This is a genomic window from Bradyrhizobium sp. AUGA SZCCT0176 (assembly GCF_018130145.1).
Taxonomy (GTDB): domain Bacteria; phylum Pseudomonadota; class Alphaproteobacteria; order Rhizobiales; family Xanthobacteraceae; genus Bradyrhizobium.
Genome location: NZ_JAFCMB010000003.1, coordinates 505082 through 525491, shown reverse-complemented (window position 1 = coordinate 525491; position 20410 = coordinate 505082). Strand labels below are relative to the sequence as shown.

At 63.3% G+C, this 20410-nt stretch carries 14 protein-coding genes and 2 riboswitches; of the genes, 11 read left to right on the top strand and 3 right to left on the bottom strand.

All coding sequences use genetic code 11. From position 1 onward, the window contains the following. Window positions 1-314: 314 nt before the first annotated feature. From tolQ to ftsH, 10 genes are all read left to right on the top strand, one after another. Complete coding sequence (tolQ, locus tag JQ600_RS10665; RefSeq protein ID WP_212265669.1) at window positions 315-998, top strand: protein TolQ; 684 nt, start codon at window positions 315-317, stop codon at window positions 996-998. Between the two features lie 93 nt (window positions 999-1091). Further along, window positions 1092-1565 (top strand): biopolymer transporter ExbD, encoded by a 474-nt coding sequence (locus JQ600_RS10660; RefSeq protein ID WP_212265590.1) that lies wholly within the window; start codon window positions 1092-1094, stop codon window positions 1563-1565. A gap of 35 nt (window positions 1566-1600) precedes the next feature. Then, the gene (locus JQ600_RS10655) at window positions 1601-2530 is read left to right on the top strand and encodes a protein TolA (protein ID WP_212390238.1); all 930 of its coding nucleotides are present in this window, start codon (window positions 1601-1603) and stop codon (window positions 2528-2530) included. Between the two features lie 109 nt (window positions 2531-2639). Beyond that, window positions 2640-3938 carry a Tol-Pal system beta propeller repeat protein TolB gene (tolB, locus tag JQ600_RS10650; RefSeq protein ID WP_409363321.1) on the top strand — a complete coding sequence of 433 codons (1299 nt, stop codon included), beginning with the start codon at window positions 2640-2642 and terminating at the stop codon, window positions 3936-3938. 169 nt (window positions 3939-4107) lie between these two features. Then, the gene (locus JQ600_RS10645) at window positions 4108-6438 is read left to right on the top strand and encodes a bifunctional diguanylate cyclase/phosphodiesterase (RefSeq protein ID WP_212265592.1); all 2331 of its coding nucleotides are present in this window, start codon (window positions 4108-4110) and stop codon (window positions 6436-6438) included. 173 nt (window positions 6439-6611) lie between these two features. Beyond that, complete coding sequence (locus JQ600_RS10640) at window positions 6612-7352, top strand: N-acyl amino acid synthase FeeM domain-containing protein (protein ID WP_212390237.1); 741 nt, start codon at window positions 6612-6614, stop codon at window positions 7350-7352. A 298-nt stretch (window positions 7353-7650) separates the two neighbouring features. After that, window positions 7651-8142, top strand: coding sequence for a peptidoglycan-associated lipoprotein Pal (gene pal / locus JQ600_RS10635; RefSeq protein ID WP_212265594.1), 492 nt, complete (start codon window positions 7651-7653; stop codon window positions 8140-8142). 342 nt (window positions 8143-8484) lie between these two features. Next, window positions 8485-9597, top strand: a complete 1113-nt coding sequence (ybgF, locus tag JQ600_RS10630; protein WP_212390236.1) for a tol-pal system protein YbgF — start codon at window positions 8485-8487, stop codon at window positions 9595-9597. A 70-nt stretch (window positions 9598-9667) separates the two neighbouring features. Continuing rightward, window positions 9668-10696, top strand: a complete 1029-nt coding sequence (tilS, locus tag JQ600_RS10625) for a tRNA lysidine(34) synthetase TilS (RefSeq protein ID WP_212390235.1) — start codon at window positions 9668-9670, stop codon at window positions 10694-10696. 258 nt (window positions 10697-10954) lie between these two features. Continuing rightward, on the top strand, window positions 10955-12877 hold the full coding sequence (gene ftsH / locus JQ600_RS10620; protein WP_192736823.1) for an ATP-dependent zinc metalloprotease FtsH: 1923 nt from the start codon (window positions 10955-10957) through the stop codon (window positions 12875-12877). Between the two features lie 160 nt (window positions 12878-13037). On the opposite strand, the gene JQ600_RS10615 is transcribed toward ftsH, so the two are convergent. The 3 genes from JQ600_RS10615 to metE are packed head-to-tail and all read right to left on the bottom strand — an operon-like array spanning window position 13038 to window position 16731. Then, a complete protein-coding gene (locus JQ600_RS10615; RefSeq protein ID WP_212390234.1) occupies window positions 13038-14123 on the bottom strand; it encodes an aromatic ring-hydroxylating dioxygenase subunit alpha in 1086 nt (361 codons plus the stop codon). A gap of 7 nt (window positions 14124-14130) precedes the next feature. Further along, window positions 14131-14319, bottom strand: a complete 189-nt coding sequence (locus tag JQ600_RS10610; protein ID WP_212390233.1) for a hypothetical protein — start codon at window positions 14317-14319, stop codon at window positions 14131-14133. A gap of 45 nt (window positions 14320-14364) precedes the next feature. Continuing rightward, window positions 14365-16731 (bottom strand): 5-methyltetrahydropteroyltriglutamate--homocysteine S-methyltransferase, encoded by a 2367-nt coding sequence (gene metE / locus JQ600_RS10605; protein ID WP_212390232.1) that lies wholly within the window; start codon window positions 16729-16731, stop codon window positions 14365-14367. Between the two features lie 104 nt (window positions 16732-16835). Beyond that, a riboswitch (cobalamin riboswitch) is annotated at window positions 16836-17037 on the bottom strand. Between the two features lie 122 nt (window positions 17038-17159). Further along, window positions 17160-17378: riboswitch (cobalamin riboswitch) on the top strand. Between the two features lie 116 nt (window positions 17379-17494). Here metE and JQ600_RS10600 point away from each other — a divergent pair. Then, on the top strand, window positions 17495-20410 hold the full coding sequence (locus tag JQ600_RS10600) for a ribonucleoside-diphosphate reductase subunit alpha (protein ID WP_212390231.1): 2916 nt from the start codon (window positions 17495-17497) through the stop codon (window positions 20408-20410).

The following is a 20410-nucleotide window of genomic DNA, read 5'->3' as shown; positions in this document are numbered from 1 at the left end:
CTCTCGCGCTGGCGCATTTTTCGCCGCGCCCGATGCGCGGCTGTGGAACGGGCAGCCAGTCGCTCCCGGAGGAATTTGGGAAGGAGCATGATCCGGAAAAGTGGGACCCGGTTTTCCGAAAAGATCATGCTCCAAACAAGAGATAGAGCATGATCCGGAAAAGTGAGACCCGGTTTTCCGACGAGGATCATGCCCAAACGAGAGCATTGAGAGGATATGATCTGGTGATCCGGAGATTCCTGCAGTTCGCGACGCTGGCCTGCCTCCTGGCAACGGCTTCGTCCGCCAGCGCCCAACAGGTCGAAACGCAATCGCTGTCGCTGGCCGCGTCAGACGTGTCGCTGATTTCGCTGTTCCTGCAGGCGCACTGGGTCGTCAAGTCGGTGATGCTGGGGCTGCTCGCCTGTTCGGTCTGGGTCTGGGCGATCGCCATCGACAAGATCTTTCTCTATGCGCGCACCAAGCGCGCGATGGACCGTTTCGAACAGGCGTTCTGGTCCGGGCAATCGATCGAGGAGCTTTACCGTTCGCTCTCCGCCAAGCCGACGCAATCCATGGCAGCGTGCTTTGTGGCGGCGATGCGCGAATGGAAACGTTCGTTCGAGAGCCAGACCCGGTCCTTTGCCGGCCTGCAGATGCGGATCGAGAAGGTGATGAACGTCTCCATCGCCCGTGAAGTCGAGCGGCTGGAACGGCGGCTTTTGGTGCTGGCCACCGTCGGCTCGGCCGGGCCGTTCGTCGGCCTGTTCGGAACCGTCTGGGGCATCATGTCGAGCTTCCAGTCGATCGCGGCCTCGAAGAACACCTCGCTGGCGGTGGTGGCGCCTGGTATCGCGGAGGCGCTGTTTGCCACCGCGATCGGCCTTATCGCTGCCATTCCGGCGACTATTTTCTACAATAAGTTCATTTCCGAGGTGAACCGGCAGGCCCAGCGGCTGGAGGGGTTCGCCGACGAATTTTCAGCGATCCTGTCGCGCCAGATCGACGAGCGGGCATGATCCCGAAAAGTGGAAACCGGTTTTCGGACCAGATCATGCCCTGGATATACGGCGTGAGGAGCGGTCAATCGTGAGCATTGTGGGCATCCGATCATGGCGATGAACATGGCAGGTTCGGCAGGTGGCGGTGGACGCCGCGGCCGGCGACGCGCCGCCGTGATGGCGGAGATCAACGTCACGCCGATGGTGGACGTGATGCTGGTGCTGCTGATCATCTTCATGGTGGCCGCACCCTTGATGACCTCGACCATCGATATCGATCTGCCGATCGCAAGCGGCGGCAAGTCGCTGGCGTCGAACGCCCCGCCATTGACGCTGTCGGTCAAGCGCACCGGCGGCTCCTGCAATTCGAATGTCGAATTATATCTGGGGGATGCCCTGATCCCGGCCGCCGAGTTGCTGCCCAAGATCAAGGCTATCAAGGAAACCCGGTCGGAAGCCGAAAGCGTGGTCTACCTGCGCGGCGATAAAGACGTCTGTTACACGGATATGATGAAGTTATTGGGGTATATTAGGACGGCGGGGTTCAAGGCGAACATCGTGATCATCCCCGAGGGGGGCTCGTGAGCGAGCCCGTTTTTGCGCGGAGCGGAAAGACTTAAGTGAAGCTCAAGATCGACAAGACACTGGCTGCGTCGGTCGCCCTGCACGTCCTCGTGCTGGGGTACGGACTGGTGTCGTTCTCGACCAAGGCTTACGAAATGACGCCGGAGGAATCGGTCGCCGTCGATGTCATTTCCTCTGATCAACTCGCAAAGGTCATGGCCGGTTCGAAGACCGGCAAGAAGGAAAATCCTAAGCCGCTGGTGGAAAAAGTCGCCGAAGCCAAGCCGCTCGACGACGCCGTCGGCAAGGTGAGCGAAAAGGCGCCGGTCATTACCGAAACTGCGCCGCCGCCGCAGCCGAAGGCCGAGGAGAAGCCGGTCGAGAAAAAACCAGATCCGCCGAAGGTCGCCGAAAAGCCCAAGGAAGAGCCGAAGCCGGAGAAGAAGCCGGATCCGCCGAAGGTCGATCCGATCGCGGAAGCCATCAAGAAGGAAGAGAAGAAGCCGCCGCCGAAGCCGGTCGCCCAGCCGGCGGCAAAACCGCCGGAGCAGAAGCAGAAGATCGTCGAACGGCATTTCGATCAAACGCAGATTGCGGCGCTTTTGGACAAGCGCGACGCGACGCGGCAAGCCGCGACTGGTTCCACGCTGAATTCCAACGCCGCGCTCGGCACTTCAAAGGGCACGGCAGCAGACAATTCCGCGACTTGGGGCGCGCTGTTCCAGCGGCAGGTCGAGCGGTGCTGGAAGAAGCCCTATGGCGGCATCGAGTCGCAAAAGCCGGAAGTCGCCTTTGCGATCCGCCTGAAGCGTGATGGCACGCTGGAAGGGATGCCGGTGCCCGAAGGCACTCCGGCAACGCCGTTCCTTCGTGTCTACCAGGAGAGCGCACTGCGCGCCATTATCGAGTGCCAGCCTTACAATCTGCCGGCCGCGTTCTTTGAGGAATGGAAATACTTCGCACCGGTCTTCAGGGAAAAAGTCTGACGGGGTTCGCAGTCAGCGAACGCCAACACGAGCAAAGTTTGAAGCGATGATAGACAAAATTGTGTTGCCTGATGTGTTGCGCCCGAGCCGCCGGCAAATCATTTCCGGAATGGCCGCGCTCGGTGCGGTCTCTGCCGTATCCATTCGAGAGGGTTTTGCGCAAGCGCCCAAGCGCATTCCTATTCCCGAAGGCGAGTTCGTTCCGCTGCCGATCGCGATCCCGAATTTCACGGCCGGCACGCCGGCTGACGCCGAAGTCGGCGTCGGCGTGACGCAGGTCATCACCAACAACCTCAAGCGCAGCGGTCTGTTCGCGCCGATCGACCAGGCGGCCTACGTCGAAAAGACCATCAACATCGACGCGGCACCGAGCTTCCAGAACTGGAAAACCATCAACGCGCAGGCGCTGGTGACCGGCCGCATGACGCGGCAGGGCGACGGCCGTCTCAAGGCCGAATTCCGGCTCTGGGACGTCAACACCGGCCAGCAGCTCACCGGCCAGCAATATTTCACCTCGCCGGAATACTGGCGGCGGATCGCCCACATCATCTCCGACCAGATCTACGAGCGCCTGACCGGCGAAAAAGGCTACTTCGACAGCCGTGTGGTGTTCGTCGACGAGAGCGGCTCCAAGGAACGCCGCGTCAAGCGGCTGGCCTTGATGGATCAGGACGGCGCCAACGTGAAATATCTGACGCGCGGCGCCGACCTGGTGCTGACGCCGCGGTTTTCGCCGTCGACCCAGGAAATCACCTATATGGAGTTCGGGCAGGGCGATCCGCGCGTCTATCTGTTCAACATCGAGACCGGGCAGCGCGAGATCGTCGGCAACTTCCCGGGCATGTCGTTCTCGCCGCGCTTCTCGCCGGACGGCCAGCGCGTCATCATGAGCCTGCAGCAGGGCGGCAATTCGAACCTGTTCGTGATGGACCTGCGCTCGAAATCGACGACGCGGCTGACCGACACGCCGGCGATCGACACCTCGCCGTCCTATTCGCCGGACGGCGCCCGCATCTGCTTTGAGTCCGATCGCGGCGGCAAGCCGCAGATCTACGTGATGCCGGCGACCGGCGGCGGCGCGCAGCGCATTTCGTTCCAGGAGGGCAGCTATTCGACGCCGGTGTGGTCGCCGCGCGGCGACTACATCGCCTTCACCAAGCAGGGCGGTGGTCAATTCGCGATCGGCATCATGAAGCCGGACGGATCGGGCGAACGCATTCTCACTTCGGGCTTCCACAACGAAGGCCCGACCTTTGCGCCGAACGGCCGGGTGCTGATGTTCTTCCGCGAGCCCGGCGGCAACAGCGGCCCTTCATTGTTCACCGTCGATATCTCCGGACGCAACGAGTTGCGGGTTCCGACCCCCGGCTTCGCCTCCGATCCGGCATGGTCTCCGCTGTTGTCCTGAGCGTTCCACGGGTTAGGGCGTTAATCGGCAAACATTGCCTAGCATGCTGATTTATAAGGCAGATTTCTACGGCGGGAAACGAAAAGCAACGTCTTGGTAACGATGTTCGCTCAGAAAGACTTCATCTGCAAAGGGTACAACGTCTAATCCAAAGGACGTGCGCCCGAAAATGCAGCTTGCCAAACAGAGCGGAGAGCCGGATCAACAAACGTCGCCATATCTTCGCGCGGCGCTGATCGATTCGCTGTTCGAGACTTCCGCTCCGATGCTGACGGGCCTCGCCTTCGGCGCCGGCGCCGCAGCGATGACCGCGCTGAAGACGGGCTCAACGCTGATCTGGGCGTGTGTCGCGCTGCTCGTCTTCGCTGGCGTCGTCCGCGCATTCATCGTGCAGCGGTACCACGCGCGCAAATCGACCCCGACTGTTGAGGAAGCTGCGCGCTGGAAGAGGTATCATCAGATCGGCGCGATGATCCAAGCCACCGCGCTCGGCACATGGTGCTCCGCGACGCTGCTGTTCACTGATGATGCCGTGGCTCATATGATCTGCCTGTCCACCACCACCGGGACCTTGGCGTTAGGTGCGGGCAGGGCCTATGGACGGCAGTGGGTATTCCAACTGCAGGCCGCACTCATCTACGGTCCAACCGTGATCGCGCTGGCGTTGCGTGGTGCCCCCTATTACATCGCGATGTCAGTCGTGTGCACCGCGTTCCTCGTAGCGGTGCTGCAGATCTCGGCCAATCTGCACCGAATTTTCATGCAGGCGCTGGTGGCGCGCGAACGCGAGGCGGCGCTGGCCGGCCAGTTCGATACCGCATTGAACAACATGCCGCACGGGCTCTGCATGTTCGGCGCTGACGGCCGCCTGGCCGTGATGAACCACCGGTTCAGCAACATGATGCAGCTGTCCGACGATTCCGTGCAGGGCGGCGTCAGTGCGGCCGACATCATCGCTGCCTGCGTCGCCTCCGGTTCGATTTCGAACGCAAGCGGCAGCATGATCCTGTCGGAAATCGAGAGTTCGCAGGCGCGGGACATGATCACGACCGATCCCGACGCCACGCGCAACCGGTCGCTGTCATGGACGTTCCAGCCGATGGCGGGCGGAGGCGCGGTCGTCTTGCTCGAAGACATCACCGAGCGGCGCGACGCGGAAGCCAAGATCAGCCATCTTGCGCGTTACGACGAACTCACCGAGCTTCCCAACCGGGTCAATTTCCGCGACGAGATCGGGCGCCTGATGGCGATACAGCAGGGCGCCGAGAGGTTGTCGGCGCTGCTGTTCGTCGACCTCGATCAGTTCAAGCAGGTCAACGACACGCTGGGCCATCCCTGCGGCGACCAGTTGCTGTGCGCGGTCGCCGGGCGGTTGCGCGAGATGTTGCGGCCCGAGGACTTCGTGGCGCGGTTCGGCGGCGACGAATTCGTCGTGTTCCAACAGGACATTCACTCCCACGAGGACGCGGCGGGTCTCGCCCGGCGCATCGTCGACCGGCTGAGCGAGCGCTACAAGATCGACAATCATCTGGTCGAGATCGGCGCCAGCGTCGGCATCGCCATGACCTCTCTCGGTGTCAGCGCCGACACGCTGCTCAAGAACGCCGACATGGCGCTGTACCGCGCCAAGGCGGACGGGCGTGGCACCTTCTGCTTCTTCCGCGACGAGATGGCGCAAACCGTCGAAGCGCGCCGCATCCTGGAACTCGACCTGCGCAAGGCGCTGGCGAACGAGGAGTTCGAGCTGTTCTATCAGCCGCTGGTCAATATCAAGTCCGGCAAGATCTCGACCTGCGAGGCGCTGCTGCGCTGGAATCATCCGGTCCGCGGCACGGTGTCGCCGATCGATATCATTCCCGTCGCCGAGGATATGGGCCTGATCGTCGATCTCGGCCGCTGGATTCTGCGCAAGGCCTGCATGGAATGCATGAAGTGGCCCGAGGCCGTCAGCGTCGCCGTCAACTTCTCGCCGCAGCAATTCCATCAGCGCGACGTGCTCAGCGAAGTTCGCTACGCGCTCGAAGTCTCCGGCCTGCCGGCGGACCGTCTCGAAATCGAGATCACCGAATCCTCGCTGCTGCGCAACACGCAGCTGACGCACGACGTGCTGTCGCAGCTGCATTCGCTCGGCGTGCGGATCTCGCTGGATGACTTCGGCACCGGCTATTCCAGCCTGAGCTATCTTCACAACTTCCCATTGCAGAAGGTGAAGATCGACCGCTCCTTCCTCGAAGGCATCGATACCGATCGTCCGTTGACGTTGCTGCGCGGCGTGGCGCGGCTGTCGGCCGATCTCGGCATGTCGGTCGTGGTCGAGGGCATCGAGACCAACCAGCAACTGGAACTGGTCAGTGCCGATGGCGCGGTGACCGAGGCGCAGGGCTATCTGTTCAGCCGGCCGGTTCCAGCGGCGCGGATCCGCCAGCTGCTGAACGCCTCCCACGGCCGCCGTTCGCCGGACGAACCGCTGGTTGTGGTTCCATCGCGCTCAATCGCCTGACACAACCTCCGTAGTTTCCTGACACAACCTCCGTAATCTTACGGGTTCAGATGCGCGTGCAGACGGCCGCGAGGTTAACCCTAACGTCTCGATAGCTTTGCAATTTTGTTAAGGAGCTGTTAAGCTTTCGCACTCGCACAAGTTGTTCGGAAGTTGAAGTTATGGAGTATCAGATGAAGTCCAGATCCGAACCGCGCACGTCGCTTTTTGTGCCGGAGTCGGGACTGTCTGATCGCGTCGACTACCGGCTCATGGAAACTCCCGAGGAAAAGGATTCCATCTATTTGATGCGTTACAAAGCCTATCTGCATGGCGGAGTAACCGCGCCGTCGGAGTCTCAGCGCGTCAGCGATCATTACGACGATGCGCCCAACGCCTGGATGTTCGGAATCTACATTGACGGAGAACTCTGTAGTTCGCTCCGCCTCAACGTCGTGACGTCAGAATGTCGGATTTCCGGTTCGGTCGATTTGTTCGGCGATGTTCTTCACCCGCGCATCGATCAAGGCGAAGTCTTCATCGATCCGCTTCGTCTTGCTGCGCTCCCCGAAAAAGCCAGGCAGTTCCCTGAGATCCCCTATCTGACGGTCCGGCTGGCCTATATGGCATGCGAGCATTTCAACGCCGATTTCGGGCTCGCGCTCGTTCGTGCGGAGCACCAGGCATTCTATCGCCGGGTCTTCATGTCCGAGGTCATCGCCGACCCGCGTTCGTTTCCGGGATTCTTGCCAAAGGTGGCATTGATGGCGTCCGATTACCGGGCCGTGCGGGAACGCGTCATGACCCGTTTTCCCATCATGCGCTCAAGTGCTTTCGAGCGGCGGATGCTGTTCCAGCGCGCCGGCGAGCGCCAATTCTCCCCGCAGGGGGGCGTCATCTCGTTCGAGAGCGCCTCGATCGTTCCAAACGCCTGATCCGCCGGCTTCGCGGCTGATCGGGGCCCCGCTGCCGGGCCCTGGCCCGCCGCCTGACGTGTCCTCAGCCCGGTACTGTCCGCGATGCCAACGCCAAAAGGGCGATTTCGGCCCCGCCTGTGCTTGCCTTCACCGTCGCGCCACATTTACAAACCATTAACCATCGTGGGCGCTTTTCACGGTTTGTCGGCATTTGATCGGGTCTGGCAAGGTTCCATCAAGGTTGACGGAACGTTCGCTTAACCATCGCCCTGTAGACCGGATAACAGTCGGAAAACGTGAGCGTGGAGGCTCCGGAATGAAACATCAGATGCGCATCCTCCAGGGATTGAAACTGGTCGCGGTACTCGCGGTGGCCCTGTCGATGGGCGCTTGCGCCAACAAGAACGTCGGCGCCGAGGGGGCGATGGCGAGTGCGGCGACCCCGGGCAGCCAGCAGGACTTCGTGGTCAATGTCGGCGACCGCGTGTTCTTCGAGAGCGACCAGACCGAGCTCAGCCCGCAGGCGATCGCGACCCTGGAAAAGCAGGCGCAGTGGCTGCAGACCTACAACCGCTATTCCTTCACCATCGAAGGCCATGCGGACGAGCGCGGCACCCGCGAATACAACATCGCGCTCGGTGCACGGCGCGCCCAGTCGGTACGGAGCTATCTCGCCTCGCGCGGCGTCGATCCGAACCGCATGCGCACGATCTCCTACGGCAAGGAACGCCCGGTCGCCGTGTGTAACGACATCTCCTGCTGGTCGCAGAACCGCCGCGCGGTCACGGTGCTGAACGCCGGCGCCTGAGCGGCTGCGACTACCGAGTTCAGAACCGGCGCCTTCGGGCGCCGGTTTCATTTTGGTCTCATGATGAAGCCGCGAATGACGGCCAGCGTCCGCTCCGTCGGGCAACCAGTTTCGCGGCTTCGACGTCGAAGATCACCCCGTTCACGGGTGCGTGCATGGGCCTGATCCCTTCCGTTGATGAACGGCCCGCCGAGCAAGCCGCTTGCTTGTTTTGAAGCTGATACTAAACCATACCGAAATCCGGCTTCCGGATTCGGAAACGCCAGTCACAATTCTGGCGTACTCCCTCTCTCAATGTGTTCGGCTTTCGATGTCACGCCGAATTTTCGTCGTCAGGGCAAAATGTCATTCAGGTTTCTCAATGCGATCGGCGCCGCGGCGATTGCCGCGATGCTCTCCTTGTCTTCGCAGGCCTCCTTCGCACAGGTATCGTTCCCGTGGTCCTCTTCTCCGCAAAGCTCCCCGCCGGTCCAGGCGCAATCCGACGACGCCGACGCGGATATGCGGATCCAGCGGCTCGAGAACCAGCTGCGGCAGCTCACCGGCCAGAACGAGGAACTGCAATATCGTAACCGCCAGCTCGAGGAGCGCCTGCGGCAGCTTGGTGGCGGTGCGGCGGTAGCACCTGCCGGTCAGCCCCCGGCGGCCCAGCCCAGCGTGGCCGCGGTGCCGCCCCCGGTCCAGGCCTATCCGCCCGCCCGGCAACCCCAGGCGCAGCAAGGCTATCCGCAGGGACAGCAGGGCTATCCGCAGGCGCAGCCGTCCTATGAGCAGCCGCAGATCGCGGCGCCGCCGCCGATCATGCAGGAGCAGGCAGCAGCACCGGCGACCGGCCGCCGCCGCGGCGACGCCTTCGACCCCAACCAGAATCCGAACGCCCCCGGCGCGCCGCGCGCGCTCGGTGGCGGTCAGTTGCCGGTTGCCAACGACGCGCCGGTCGGGGCGCCCGGCGGCCGCGGACGGGGCGAGCCGCTCGACCTCGGCGCGACCAGCCCGCGCGATCCCGGCGGCGCGCCGCCGCCCGTGCGTGCGCCCGGCGCCAGCGCCGCGCTGACGACGCTGCCGCCTTCGGCCACGCCCAAGGACGAGTTCGATCTCGGCATCGGTTACATGCAGCGCAAGGATTATGCGCTCGCCGAAGAGACCATGAAAAATTTCGCGCAGAAATATCCGAGCGATCCCCTGATCGCGGATTCGCAATATTGGCTTGGCGAAAGCTTCTTCCAGCGCCAGCAATATCGCGATGCCGCGGAAGCCTTTCTCGGCGTCACCACCAAGTTCGACAAGTCCGCAAAGGCGCCGGACTCGCTGCTGCGGCTCGGCCAGTCGCTGGCGGCGCTGAAGGAAAAGGAAGCGGCCTGCGCCGCGCTTGGCGAAGTGACGCGGAAATATCCGCGCGCCTCGGCCGGCGTGAAGGCCGCCGTGGACCGCGAGCAGAAGCGGGTGAAGTGCTGAGCTTTCGCTCGTTCGGCTGAGCCCCATCAAGTGCGGGACAGCCCTCGCTTGAAAACGGTATGGTCGGCCCATGGCAGAGGACGACCATTCCGCGATCACGGCGAGCCAGGCGAAACTTCTGTTCGCCGACTGGAAGGCTGCGCCCGCGATCGTGCTCGCCGTTTCCGGCGGACCTGATTCTATCGCCCTGATGTGGCTCGCCGCGCGCTGGCGCCGTGCCCTGAAGCGCGGGCCGCGATTGATCGCGGTGACCGTCGATCACGGCTTGCGGCATGAAGCCGTGATCGAGGCGCGTGACGTCAAAAAGCTCGCCAGGCATCTCGATCTGCCCCATCGCACGCTGCGCTGGCATGGAGCCAAGCCGAACACGGGCGTGCCGGCCGCGGCGCGGGCGGCGCGCTATCGCCTGCTGGCGCAGGCAGCACGCGCTGGTGGAGCGACCCATATCCTCACCGCGCATACCCGCGATGACCAGGCCGAGACATTGTTGATGCGGATGCTGCGTGGCAGCGGCATCGCCGGTCTGGCGGCGATGGCGCGCCAATCGGAACGCGACGGCGTGTGGCTGGCGCGGCCGTTGCTGGATGTCCCGAAATCGCAACTGATCGCGACATTGAACAAGGCCAGGATCGCCTTCGCCGATGATCCGACCAACCGCGACGTCAATTACACGCGGCCTCGTTTGCGGGCGCTGATGCCGGCGCTGGCGGAAGAGGGCGGCGATGCGAGAATCCTGGCGCGGCTGGCGTCGCGGCTGGCGCGGGCCAATGCCGCGCTGGAAGTGCTCGTCGATGGCGCCGAGCGCTATCTGGCGCTGAGGGACCGCCATGACGCCGCGCGTTTTGGCTTCGATGCGTCAGCCTTTGCGGGTCTGCCTGAGGAAATCCGGCTTCGGCTGCTGATGCGGGCCATCGACCGCGTCGGTCACGAGGGGCCTGCGGAACTCGGCAAGGTCGAGGCCCTGCTGACGGTACTGGATCGGGCGGTATCGGAAGGCCAGCCGAAGTTGAAGCAGACCCTCGCGGGCGCCGCAATCAGCCTGATTGGAGGCCGAATTCACGTCGAGCCGGCTCCCCCGCGTCGTCGCAGGCCGGGATGAGAGGCAAGCCCAAGCCTCGATATCCCGTCATAAACCGGCGGGGAGTCTTAACCACCCCCGAAAAACGCTGATTCTTACGCCATTATTTGACCGGGAATCGCGCTAGGATGCGTTAAATAGTCCTGCGTGGTTCCCTTGGCATCGACCCAGGCGCCACCTAGATTGTAAGCAGTGCTCCGGGGGTTTCTCACCTGACGACCCAAGGTTTACTGCCCAAGGACATAAGGCCGCGATCCGCGCGGCCACGAAGGAAGATCGATGAACGCCAATCTGCGCAATTTCGCCCTCTGGGTCATCATTGTTTTGTTGCTGTTGGCACTGTTCACGCTTTTCCAGAATCCGGGTCAGCGCGCGTCCTCGCAGGACATCACGTTTTCGCAGTTCGTGAGCGAGGTCGAAAAGAACACCGTCCGCGACGTCGTGATCCAGGGGCCGGAGATCCACGGCACCTTCACCAACGGCTCCAGCTTCCAGACCTACTCGCCGAACGATCCGTCGCTGGTGAAGCGCCTGGTTGATGCCAAGGTGAACGTCAGTGCGAAGCCGCCCGGCGACAACGTGCCGTGGTTCGTGTCGCTGCTGGTCTCCTGGCTGCCCTTTATCGCGCTGATCGGCGTGTGGATCTTCCTGTCGCGCCAGATGCAGGGCGGCGCCGGCAAGGCGATGGGCTTCGGCAAGTCGCGCGCCAAGATGCTGACCGAGGCGCATGGCCGCGTCACCTTCGAGGACGTCGCGGGCGTCGACGAAGCCAAGCAGGATTTGCAGGAAATCGTCGAATTCCTGCGCGACCCCGGCAAATTCCAGCGCCTCGGCGGACGGATTCCGCGCGGCGTGCTGCTGGTCGGCCCTCCCGGCACCGGCAAGACGCTGATCGCGCGTGCGGTCGCGGGCGAAGCCAACGTGCCATTCTTCACGATCTCGGGCTCCGACTTCGTTGAAATGTTCGTCGGCGTCGGCGCCAGCCGCGTCCGCGACATGTTCGAACAGGCCAAGAAGAACGCGCCCTGCATCATCTTCATCGACGAAATCGACGCGGTCGGCCGCCATCGTGGCGCCGGTCTCGGCGGCGGTAATGACGAGCGCGAACAGACCCTCAACCAGTTGCTGGTCGAGATGGACGGCTTCGAGGCCAATGAAGGCGTGATCCTGATCGCGGCGACCAACCGTCCCGACGTGCTCGATCCCGCGCTGCTGCGCCCTGGCCGTTTCGACCGCCAGGTCGTGGTGCCGAACCCGGATGTTGTCGGCCGCGAGCAGATCCTCAAGGTCCATGTCCGCAAGGTGCCGCTGGCGCCGGATATCAACCTCAAGACCATCGCACGCGGCACGCCGGGCTTCTCCGGCGCCGACCTGATGAACCTCGTCAACGAAGCCGCCTTGACCGCCGCCCGCCGCAACAAGCGCATGGTGACCCAGGCCGAGTTCGAGGAAGCAAAAGACAAGGTGATGATGGGCGCCGAGCGCAAGTCGCTCGTCATGACCGAGGAAGAGAAATTGCTGACGGCCTATCACGAAGGCGGTCACGCCATCGTCGGCCTCAACGTCGTCGCCACCGATCCGATCCACAAGGCCACGATCATCCCGCGCGGCCGTGCGCTCGGCATGGTGATGCAGCTGCCCGAGCGTGACAAGCTGTCGATGTCGCTCGAGCAGATGACGTCGCGGCTCGCGATCATGATGGGCGGCCGGGTTGCCGAAGAGCTGATCTTCGGCCGCGAAAAAGTTACCTCTGGTGCGTCATCCGACATCGAGCAGGCCACGCGCCTGGCGCGCATGATGGTGACGCGCTGGGGCCTGTCCGAGGCGCTCGGCACCGTGTCCTATGGCGAGAATCAGGACGAGGTTTTCCTCGGCATGTCGGTGTCGCGCACCCAGAACGCATCGGAGGCAACGGTTCAGAAGATCGATACCGAGATCCGGCGTTTCGTCGAAGACGGCTACAACGAAGCGACGCGCATCCTCACGGAAAAGCGCGCCGACCTCGAAGCGCTTGCCAAGGGCCTGCTCGAATTCGAGACGCTGTCCGGTGACGAGATCATCGACCTGCTCAATGGCAAGAAGCCGAACCGCGAGTCGGTGCTTGAGCCGACCACGCCGCGCGCGTCGGCTGTGCCGCCCGCCGGCAAGTCGCGCCCGCGCCCCGATCCGGATCCCGGCCTGGAGCCGCAACCGCAGGCCTAAGCGGGTTTGCATCTGAAATAGAAAACGCGGCGGTGACGCCGCGTTTTTTTATGGTGGCGTCCTGGTCCGGCGCCATGAGGATCAACGGCAAGACGTGGGAGCGGCTCGGAATCGCTGTAGCCCGGATGGAGCGCAGCGAAATCCGGGGCATGCCGCGACGTCACGTGCGTCCCGGATTTCGCTGCGCTCCATCCGGGCTACTGCCTGGCTCCCCGCACTCCCGCAACAGTTTTCGCAGCGCGTGGATCGGCGGAAACACTTCCCTGTTCCAGTCGGCGCCTTGCGCGTCATGTGCGGCCTGTTCCATCTCGACGATCTCGCAATCCTCCGAAAAGACCCGGTTGGTGAACCAGGCCAGCACCGGCCAGCCGAGATCGAGGATGCCGGGAATTCTGGGTTTGCGCACCGACAGCACCACGAAGGTCCGGTTACGGCGCTGCGCGGCATCGATGGGCGTGTAGCCGAGCCATACGTTGAGAACCGGTGCGTCGCCCTTCGTCCACATCTGCAGGGTCTGGTAGGGATATTCGGTGCGCACCGTCATCAAGTCGCGCGCCGTGCCGGCACGGCCGCGCAGGCCGCCGACGATGACGGCCTCGCCAAGGGGCGGCTTCTCGCCAGGTCGGGCAAAACTGTAATCGACTTCCATCCAGCGTTCGCCGGCGCGGCTGCCGAGATAGCGCGGCACGACTTTTCCGGTGGTGCGCCGGTGCAGGAACTGATGGTTCATGTCCATCAAATTCTCATGCATGAAAGTGTAGTGGCAGGCGACGAGCTTGCCGAACCGCCGTGTCTTGTAGGCGTTATCAGCGGCTGCGCCGATCTGCGGCAAGGGGGCGGCGGCAGGTCCTGTGCCGGGCCATACGAAGATCAACCCGTCGCGTTCGAAGCAGGGATAGCGGCGGACGCCGTTCGGCCTCTTGCCCTTACCAAGATAGGGGACGTCGATGCAGTCGCCCGACGCGTCGTAGCGCCAGCCATGATAGACGCAGCGCAGGGTGCAGCCATCGACCGTTCCCTTCGACAGCGGCACCTGGCGGTGCGCGCAGCGGTCTTCCAGCGCGAAGATCGCGCCCTCACTCGGGCGCACCAGCACGATCGGCTCGCCCGCGAACCGCGCCGCGAAAGTCTGGCCGGACTTCACCTCGTGGGACCATGCGACCGGATACCAGTAATCCGGATTCGCGCCGACCTTGCGAAGATCGACAGAAGCTTCCGACCAGGCATTATCAGGCCTCACCGTCATCGCGTCGTTACGCCTTTGCCAGCGGTCCGAGATGCAGCGCCATGATCTGTTCCGGCGTCTCGGTGACCTCGATGCGCTGGCCGTCGCCGCCGACGAAGGCGAGCACGGTGCGCTCGCCGTCGCGCCACATGCTGCCGACCAGCGCGATATTGATGTGGGTGGCCTCGCACCTCGTGCATTCGATCCAGAAGCGCATGGCGTATCCTTTCAATGGTGCCGGGATGAGAGACGGGGCGGGCGTTTAAGCGAGCGCCCGCAATTCGCGGGCGGCGGCGACCATGTTGACCAGAGCGGGCCGCACCTCTTCCCATTTCCGGGTTTTCAATCCGCAATCCGGATTGATCCAGAGCTGGGCGTCGGAGAGCCGCAGCCGCGCCAGCTTGAGCAGGTCGGTCATCTCAGCGGTTTCAGGCACCCGCGGCGAATGGATGTCGTAGACGCCGGGGCCGATCTCGTTCGGATAGCGGTAGTTCCGGAAAGCGTCGAGCAGTTCCATCTTCGAGCGCGAGGTCTCGATCGAGATCACGTCGGCATCCATCGCACCGATCGCATCGATGATGTCGTTGAACTCCGAGTAGCACATGTGGGTATGGATCTGGGTGTCGTCGCGCACGCCCGACGAACAGATGCGGAAGGCGTCCACGGCCCAGTCGAGATAGGTCTTCCACTCCGACCGGCGCAGCGGCAGGCCCTCCCGCAGGGCCGCTTCGTCGATCTGGATCATCCCGGCACCGGCGACCTCCAGGTCTGCGACCTCGTCACGGATCGCCAGCGCGATCTGGCGGCAGGCTTCGCTGCGCGGAATATCGTCGCGGACGAACGACCAGTTCAGAATGGTCACCGGCCCCGTCAGCATCGCCTTCATCGGCCGCTTGGTCAGCGACTGCGCATACCGCCACCACTCGACCGTCATCGGTTTCGGGCGCGACACGTCGCCGAACAGCACCGGCGGGCGGACGTAGCGTGATCCGTAGGACTGCACCCAGCCATACCCGGTGAAGGCGAAACCTTCGAGCTGCTCGCCGAAATACTGCACCATGTCGTTGCGCTCGAACTCGCCATGAACCAGCACATCAAGCCCGATATTCTCCTGCCAGCGCACCGCGCGCGCGGTCTGGTTCTGCAGATAGAGTTTATAGGCGTCGTCGGTCAGCGCGCCCTTGGCATGCGCGGCGCGGGCGTTCCTGACATCCGCGGTCTGCGGGAACGAGCCGATGGTCGTGGTCGGGAAGGCCGGCAGGTTGAAGCGGCTGTGCTGCACGCCGGCGCGATCGGTAAACGCGTTGAGGCGGCGGCGCATCGAGCTATCGATGCCGGCGGCACGCGCCGCCACCTTGGCATCGTGGATCCGCGGCGAAGCTTTGCGCGCCGCTGCGGCTTCATCGGAGGCCTTCAGGATGGCGTCGGCGTGGACGCGGCCGCGCGCCAATGCCGTTCCGAGCGCCGCCAGTTCCTCGATCTTCTGCACCGAAAACGCCAGCCAGCTCTTCACATCGGGATCGAGGCTGGTTTCCAGCGCGAGGTCGATCGGGACGTGCAGCAGCGAGCATGATGGCGCGAGCTGCACGCGGTCGCCGCCGAGCCTGGTGACCACAGGTTCCAGCCGGTCGAGCAGCCGGCTCAGATCGGCGCGCCAGATATTGCGGCCGTCGATGATGCCGAGCGACAGCACGCGGTCCTTTGGAAAACCGGCGAGATCGTCGAGTTGCTCGGGCGCGCGCACGAGGTCGAGATGCAGGCCAGCGACAGGCAGGGCCATCGCGGTGTCGCGGTTGGCGCCGAGCCCGCCAAAGTACGTGGCCAGCATGATCTTGAGCTCAGGCACCGCCTTGGTGATTTCCGCATAGGCATAATGCAGCGCCTGCTGCGCTGGCATGTCGAGGTCGAGGACCAGACACGGCTCGTCGATCTGCACCCATTCCGCGCCGGCCTTGGTGAGTTCGCGCAGCACCTCGATATAGACCGGCACCAACCGGTCTAGCAGCGATAGCGTGTTGAATCCCGCATCCTTGCACTTGGCGAGTTTGAGGAACGTCACGGGGCCGACCAGCACCGGGCGAGTCTGGTAGCCGAGCGCTTTGGCTTCCAGATACTCCTCGATCGGCTTGCGCGAGGCGAGCGTGAAGGTCTGATCCTTCTCCAGTTCAGGCACCATGTAGTGGTAATTGGTGTCGAACCATTTTGTCATTTCCAGCGCCGGCACGCCGTGGGCCGCGTCGTGGTGGGCGTGGCCGCAGTCCGCATCATGCGCCGCGCCTTGGGCGCCGCGCGCCATCGCGAAGTAGGTGGCGAGCGGAACCGTGCCGCCGTTCCAGCCGTAGCTTTTCGGAATGGCGCCGACCATCACGCAGGTGTCGAGCACCTGGTCGTAGAACGTGAAGTCGTTGGACGGGATGATGCTGACACCAAGCTTCTTCTGGCGCGCCCAATTGGCCGCACGCAGCCCGATGCCGGTCTCGATCAGGGCTTTCTCGTCGGTCGTACCCGACCAGAAGCTCTCCAGCGCGAATTTCAGCTCGCGGCGCGGACCGATGCGCGGCGTGCCGAGCGAAGCGACGGGAAGTGAGGAGGTAGAATTTACAGAAGCAGTCGCATTGGAAACAGACATGGCTTAACCCCAAAAGTTGGGGGCAAAGGCCGAAGTGACACGTCTGGATTCCGGACGGTAGGGCGCGCGGAATCGCAACCGCACCACCGGGACACCCCGCCCGAGGACGTTTATGTTGTCGAGGCAGGTCTCCTGGCTCGCGGGTCAATGCTGCTGTCCGGTCTTCCCAAAACCTTTGCGGGTCTCAGTGACTTTGTTGGACAGCGGCTCGCCGCTTACAGTTGCGGGGGCAGCTCCGGCTTCACACCGGCTTCCCTCTTAGCTTCGGGAAAACCATCCCGAAGAACCACGACGCGTCCACTTACTGGCAACTCGGCGCGCCCGTCAACTCGATCGCCGGTTGTTGCGGTTGTTCACAGCTTCAACAGGGTGAACCAGAATTTTCGCAGGCTCGGCTAGCGCACCATTGACACGATTACCCAAATCGCACCAGATGTAGTTGTCACGGTCCATCACGACGCAAGTCATGGTGGCTAAGAGGGAAGTCGGTGATTGCGCCAAAGGGCGCGAAATTCCGACGCTGCCCCCGCAACTGTAAGCAGTGAGTTGTTCCCGCCTTTACGTCACTGATGCGGCTTCGCATTGGGAAGACAGGGAATAACGACGACCTGCGAGCCAGGAGACCTGCCGCGACACCGAAAAAAACGTCCACGGGCGGGGTGTCCCGGCGGTCGCTTGCAGATCCATGCCGGCGTTTGCCGCCGCGCATTCGATGCAGCGTCCCCAAAGACATCCGGCCTCAACAACACCACGGGGTCTGCCGATGTCCGAATCTTCCGGTCTCATTTCTCTCGAAGCCAAAACCGCTCCCTTGTTCCAGTTGCGTCCCGAATCGCTCGCCGCGCCGGACGCCGAACTTCCGATGCAGGTGATCCGCCGCAACGGCACGGTTTCGAAATTCGATGCCAGCAAGATCTCGGTCGCGATGACCAAGGCGTTTCTCGCCGTCGAGGGCCACACCGCGGCGGCCTCGCGCCGGGTGCACGAGGTCGTGGAACAATTGACCGCTGAGGTCGTCCGCGCGCTGTCGCGCCGGATGAGCGAAGGCCGCACCTTTCACATCGAAGACGTGCAGGACCAGGTCGAACTGGCGCTGATGCGCAGCGAGCACCACAAGGTGGCGCGCGCCTATGTGCTGTACCGCGACGAGCGCACCAGGCAGCGCGCCGAGCAGGAGGCCGCCAAATCGGCCAAGCCTGCGGCAGGACCCGTGCTGCATGTGACGCTGGCGAACGGCACCAAGGTGCCGCTCGATACCGGGCGGCTCGCGCTGATCGTGGGCGAGGCCTGCGCCGGTCTTGATGGCGTCGACGCCGCGCCCGTCATCGCGGAAACCCAGCGCAATATCTACGACGGCATCAGCCAGGACGAACTGGCGCTCGCTTCCGTGATGGCTGCGCGGACGCTGGTGGAGCAGGAGCCCAACTACGCTTACGTGAGCGCGCGGCTGCTGCTCGACAAGCTGCGCACCGAAGTGCTGTCCTACGTGCATGGGGTGCCGACCAACGCCTCGCAGGCCGATATGGCCGGCCGCTACGGCGAATATTTCCCGGCCTATATCAAGACCGGCATCAAGGCCGAGTTGCTCGATCCGGATCTGGCGCGCTTCGACCTGCAGAAAATCGCCGCGGCGCTGAAGCCGGAACGCGATCTGGCGTTTCAGTTCCTCGGCCTGCAGACGCTGTACGACCGCTATTTCCTGCATGAAGGCGGCAACCGCATCGAGCTGCCGCAGGCGTTCTTCATGCGCGTCGCGATGGGACTTGCGACCCGCGAGATCGATCGCGAGGCCCGCGCGATCGAATTCTACGATTTGCTGTCGTCTTTCGATTTCATGGCATCGACGCCGACGCTGTTCAATTCTGGAACGCTGCGGCCGCAATTGTCGTCGTGCTTCCTCACCACGATCGCGGACGATCTCGACGGCATCTTCAAGTCGGTCAAGGACAACGCGCTGCTGGCGAAATATTCCGGCGGGCTCGGCAACGACTGGACCCGCGTGCGCGGGCTCGGGGCCCACATCAAGGGCACCAACGGCGAAAGTCAGGGCGTGGTGCCGTTCCTGAAAGTCGCCAACGACACCGCCATTGCGGTCAACCAGGGCGGCAAGCGCAAGGGCGCGGTCTGCGCTTATCTCGAGACCTGGCATATCGACATCGAGGAATTCCTCGATCTGCGCAAGAACACCGGCGACGACCGCCGCCGCACCCACGACATGAACACCGCGAACTGGGTGCCTGACCTGTTCATGCAACGCGTCGAAACCGACGGCGAATGGACCTTGTTCTCGCCTGACGAGACGCCCGACCTGCACGACCTCTACGGCACAAAATTCGCCGAACGCTATGCCGCCTATGAAGCCAAGGCGGCGCGCGGCGAAATTCGCGTCTTCAAGCAGGTCCGCGCCACGGATTTGTGGCGCAAGATGCTGACCATGCTGTTCGAGACCGGGCATCCCTGGATCACGTTCAAGGACCCCTGCAATCTCCGTTCGCCGCAGCGCCATGCCGGCGTCATCCATTCCTCCAATCTGTGCACCGAGATCACGCTCAACACCTCCGACGACGAGACCGCGGTTTGCAATCTCGGTTCGATCAACCTGCTCAATCACATCCAGGGCGGTCGCCTGAACGAGGCGCGGCTGAAGAAGAGCGTGACGATTGCGATGCGGATGCTCGACAACGTCATCGACATCAATTTCTACACCATTCCGGAAGCGCGGCGTTCCAACCTGCGGCACCGTCCGGTCGGTCTCGGGTTGATGGGGTTCCAGGACGCGCTGCAGGCGATGCGGATCGCTGTCGCCTCCGATGCAGCCGTGACGTTCGCCGACACCAGCATGGAGGCGATCTCCTACTACGCGATCTCGGCTTCGGTCGATCTCGCCGCCGAGCGCGGTCGCTATCCCTCGTTCGACGGATCGCTGTGGAGCCAGGGCATCCTGCCGATCGATTCCATCGAGCTGTTGGCGGAAGCGCGCGGGGGCGTCGCGATGGACCGCTCCATGACGCTCGATTGGGGCAGCTTGCGCGAACGCGTCAGATCGACCGGCATGCGCAACTCCAACGTGATGGCGATCGCGCCGACGGCGACGATCTCCAACATCTGCGGCGTCGCACAGTCGATCGAACCCGCCTACCAGAACCTCTATGTCAAATCCAACATGTCCGGCGACTTCACCGTCGTGAACGAGTTTCTGGTGCGTGACCTCAAGGCGCGCGGGTTGTGGGACGAGGTGATGGTCAACGACCTCAAATATTTCGACGGCAGCGTCGGCTCGATCGACCGCATCCCTGATGATCTCAAGGCGCTCTACGCCACCTCGTTCGAGATCGACAGCGCCTGGCTGATCGAGGCGGCGGCGCGGCGCCAAAAATGGATCGACCAGTCGCAGTCGCTCAACCTCTATATCGCCAACCCGTCCGGCAAGAAGCTCGACGCGCTTTATCGCCTGGCGTGGACCCGCGGCTTGAAGACCACCTATTACCTGCGCTCGCGCAGCGCGACGCATGTCGAGAAGTCCACGCTCAAGGGCACCGACGGCAAGCTCAACAGTGTCGCCTCCGTGACGATGATGGCTCCAGCCCCAATCATCGTCCCGCTGGCCGCCACCGCGCCGGACTTGTCCGGTGCGGTGGCGTGCTCCATCGATAATCCCGAATGCGAAGCCTGCCAGTAA

Coding starts and splice junctions, on each gene's coding strand:
- JQ600_RS10660 (WP_212265590.1), top strand. CDS start 1,092: ATGGCGATGAACATGGCAGGTTCGGCAGGTGGCGGTGGACGCCGCGGC.
- tolB (WP_409363321.1), top strand. CDS start 2,640: ATGGCCGCGCTCGGTGCGGTCTCTGCCGTATCCATTCGAGAGGGTTTT.
- JQ600_RS10645 (WP_212265592.1), top strand. CDS start 4,108: ATGCAGCTTGCCAAACAGAGCGGAGAGCCGGATCAACAAACGTCGCCA.
- JQ600_RS10640 (WP_212390237.1), top strand. CDS start 6,612: ATGAAGTCCAGATCCGAACCGCGCACGTCGCTTTTTGTGCCGGAGTCG.
- pal (WP_212265594.1), top strand. CDS start 7,651: ATGAAACATCAGATGCGCATCCTCCAGGGATTGAAACTGGTCGCGGTA.
- ybgF (WP_212390236.1), top strand. CDS start 8,485: ATGTCATTCAGGTTTCTCAATGCGATCGGCGCCGCGGCGATTGCCGCG.
- tilS (WP_212390235.1), top strand. CDS start 9,668: ATGGCAGAGGACGACCATTCCGCGATCACGGCGAGCCAGGCGAAACTT.
- ftsH (WP_192736823.1), top strand. CDS start 10,955: ATGAACGCCAATCTGCGCAATTTCGCCCTCTGGGTCATCATTGTTTTG.
- JQ600_RS10615 (WP_212390234.1), bottom strand. CDS start 14,123: ATGACGGTGAGGCCTGATAATGCCTGGTCGGAAGCTTCTGTCGATCTT.
- JQ600_RS10610 (WP_212390233.1), bottom strand. CDS start 14,319: ATGCGCTTCTGGATCGAATGCACGAGGTGCGAGGCCACCCACATCAAT.
- metE (WP_212390232.1), bottom strand. CDS start 16,731: ATGTCTGTTTCCAATGCGACTGCTTCTGTAAATTCTACCTCCTCACTT.
- JQ600_RS10600 (WP_212390231.1), top strand. CDS start 17,495: ATGTCCGAATCTTCCGGTCTCATTTCTCTCGAAGCCAAAACCGCTCCC.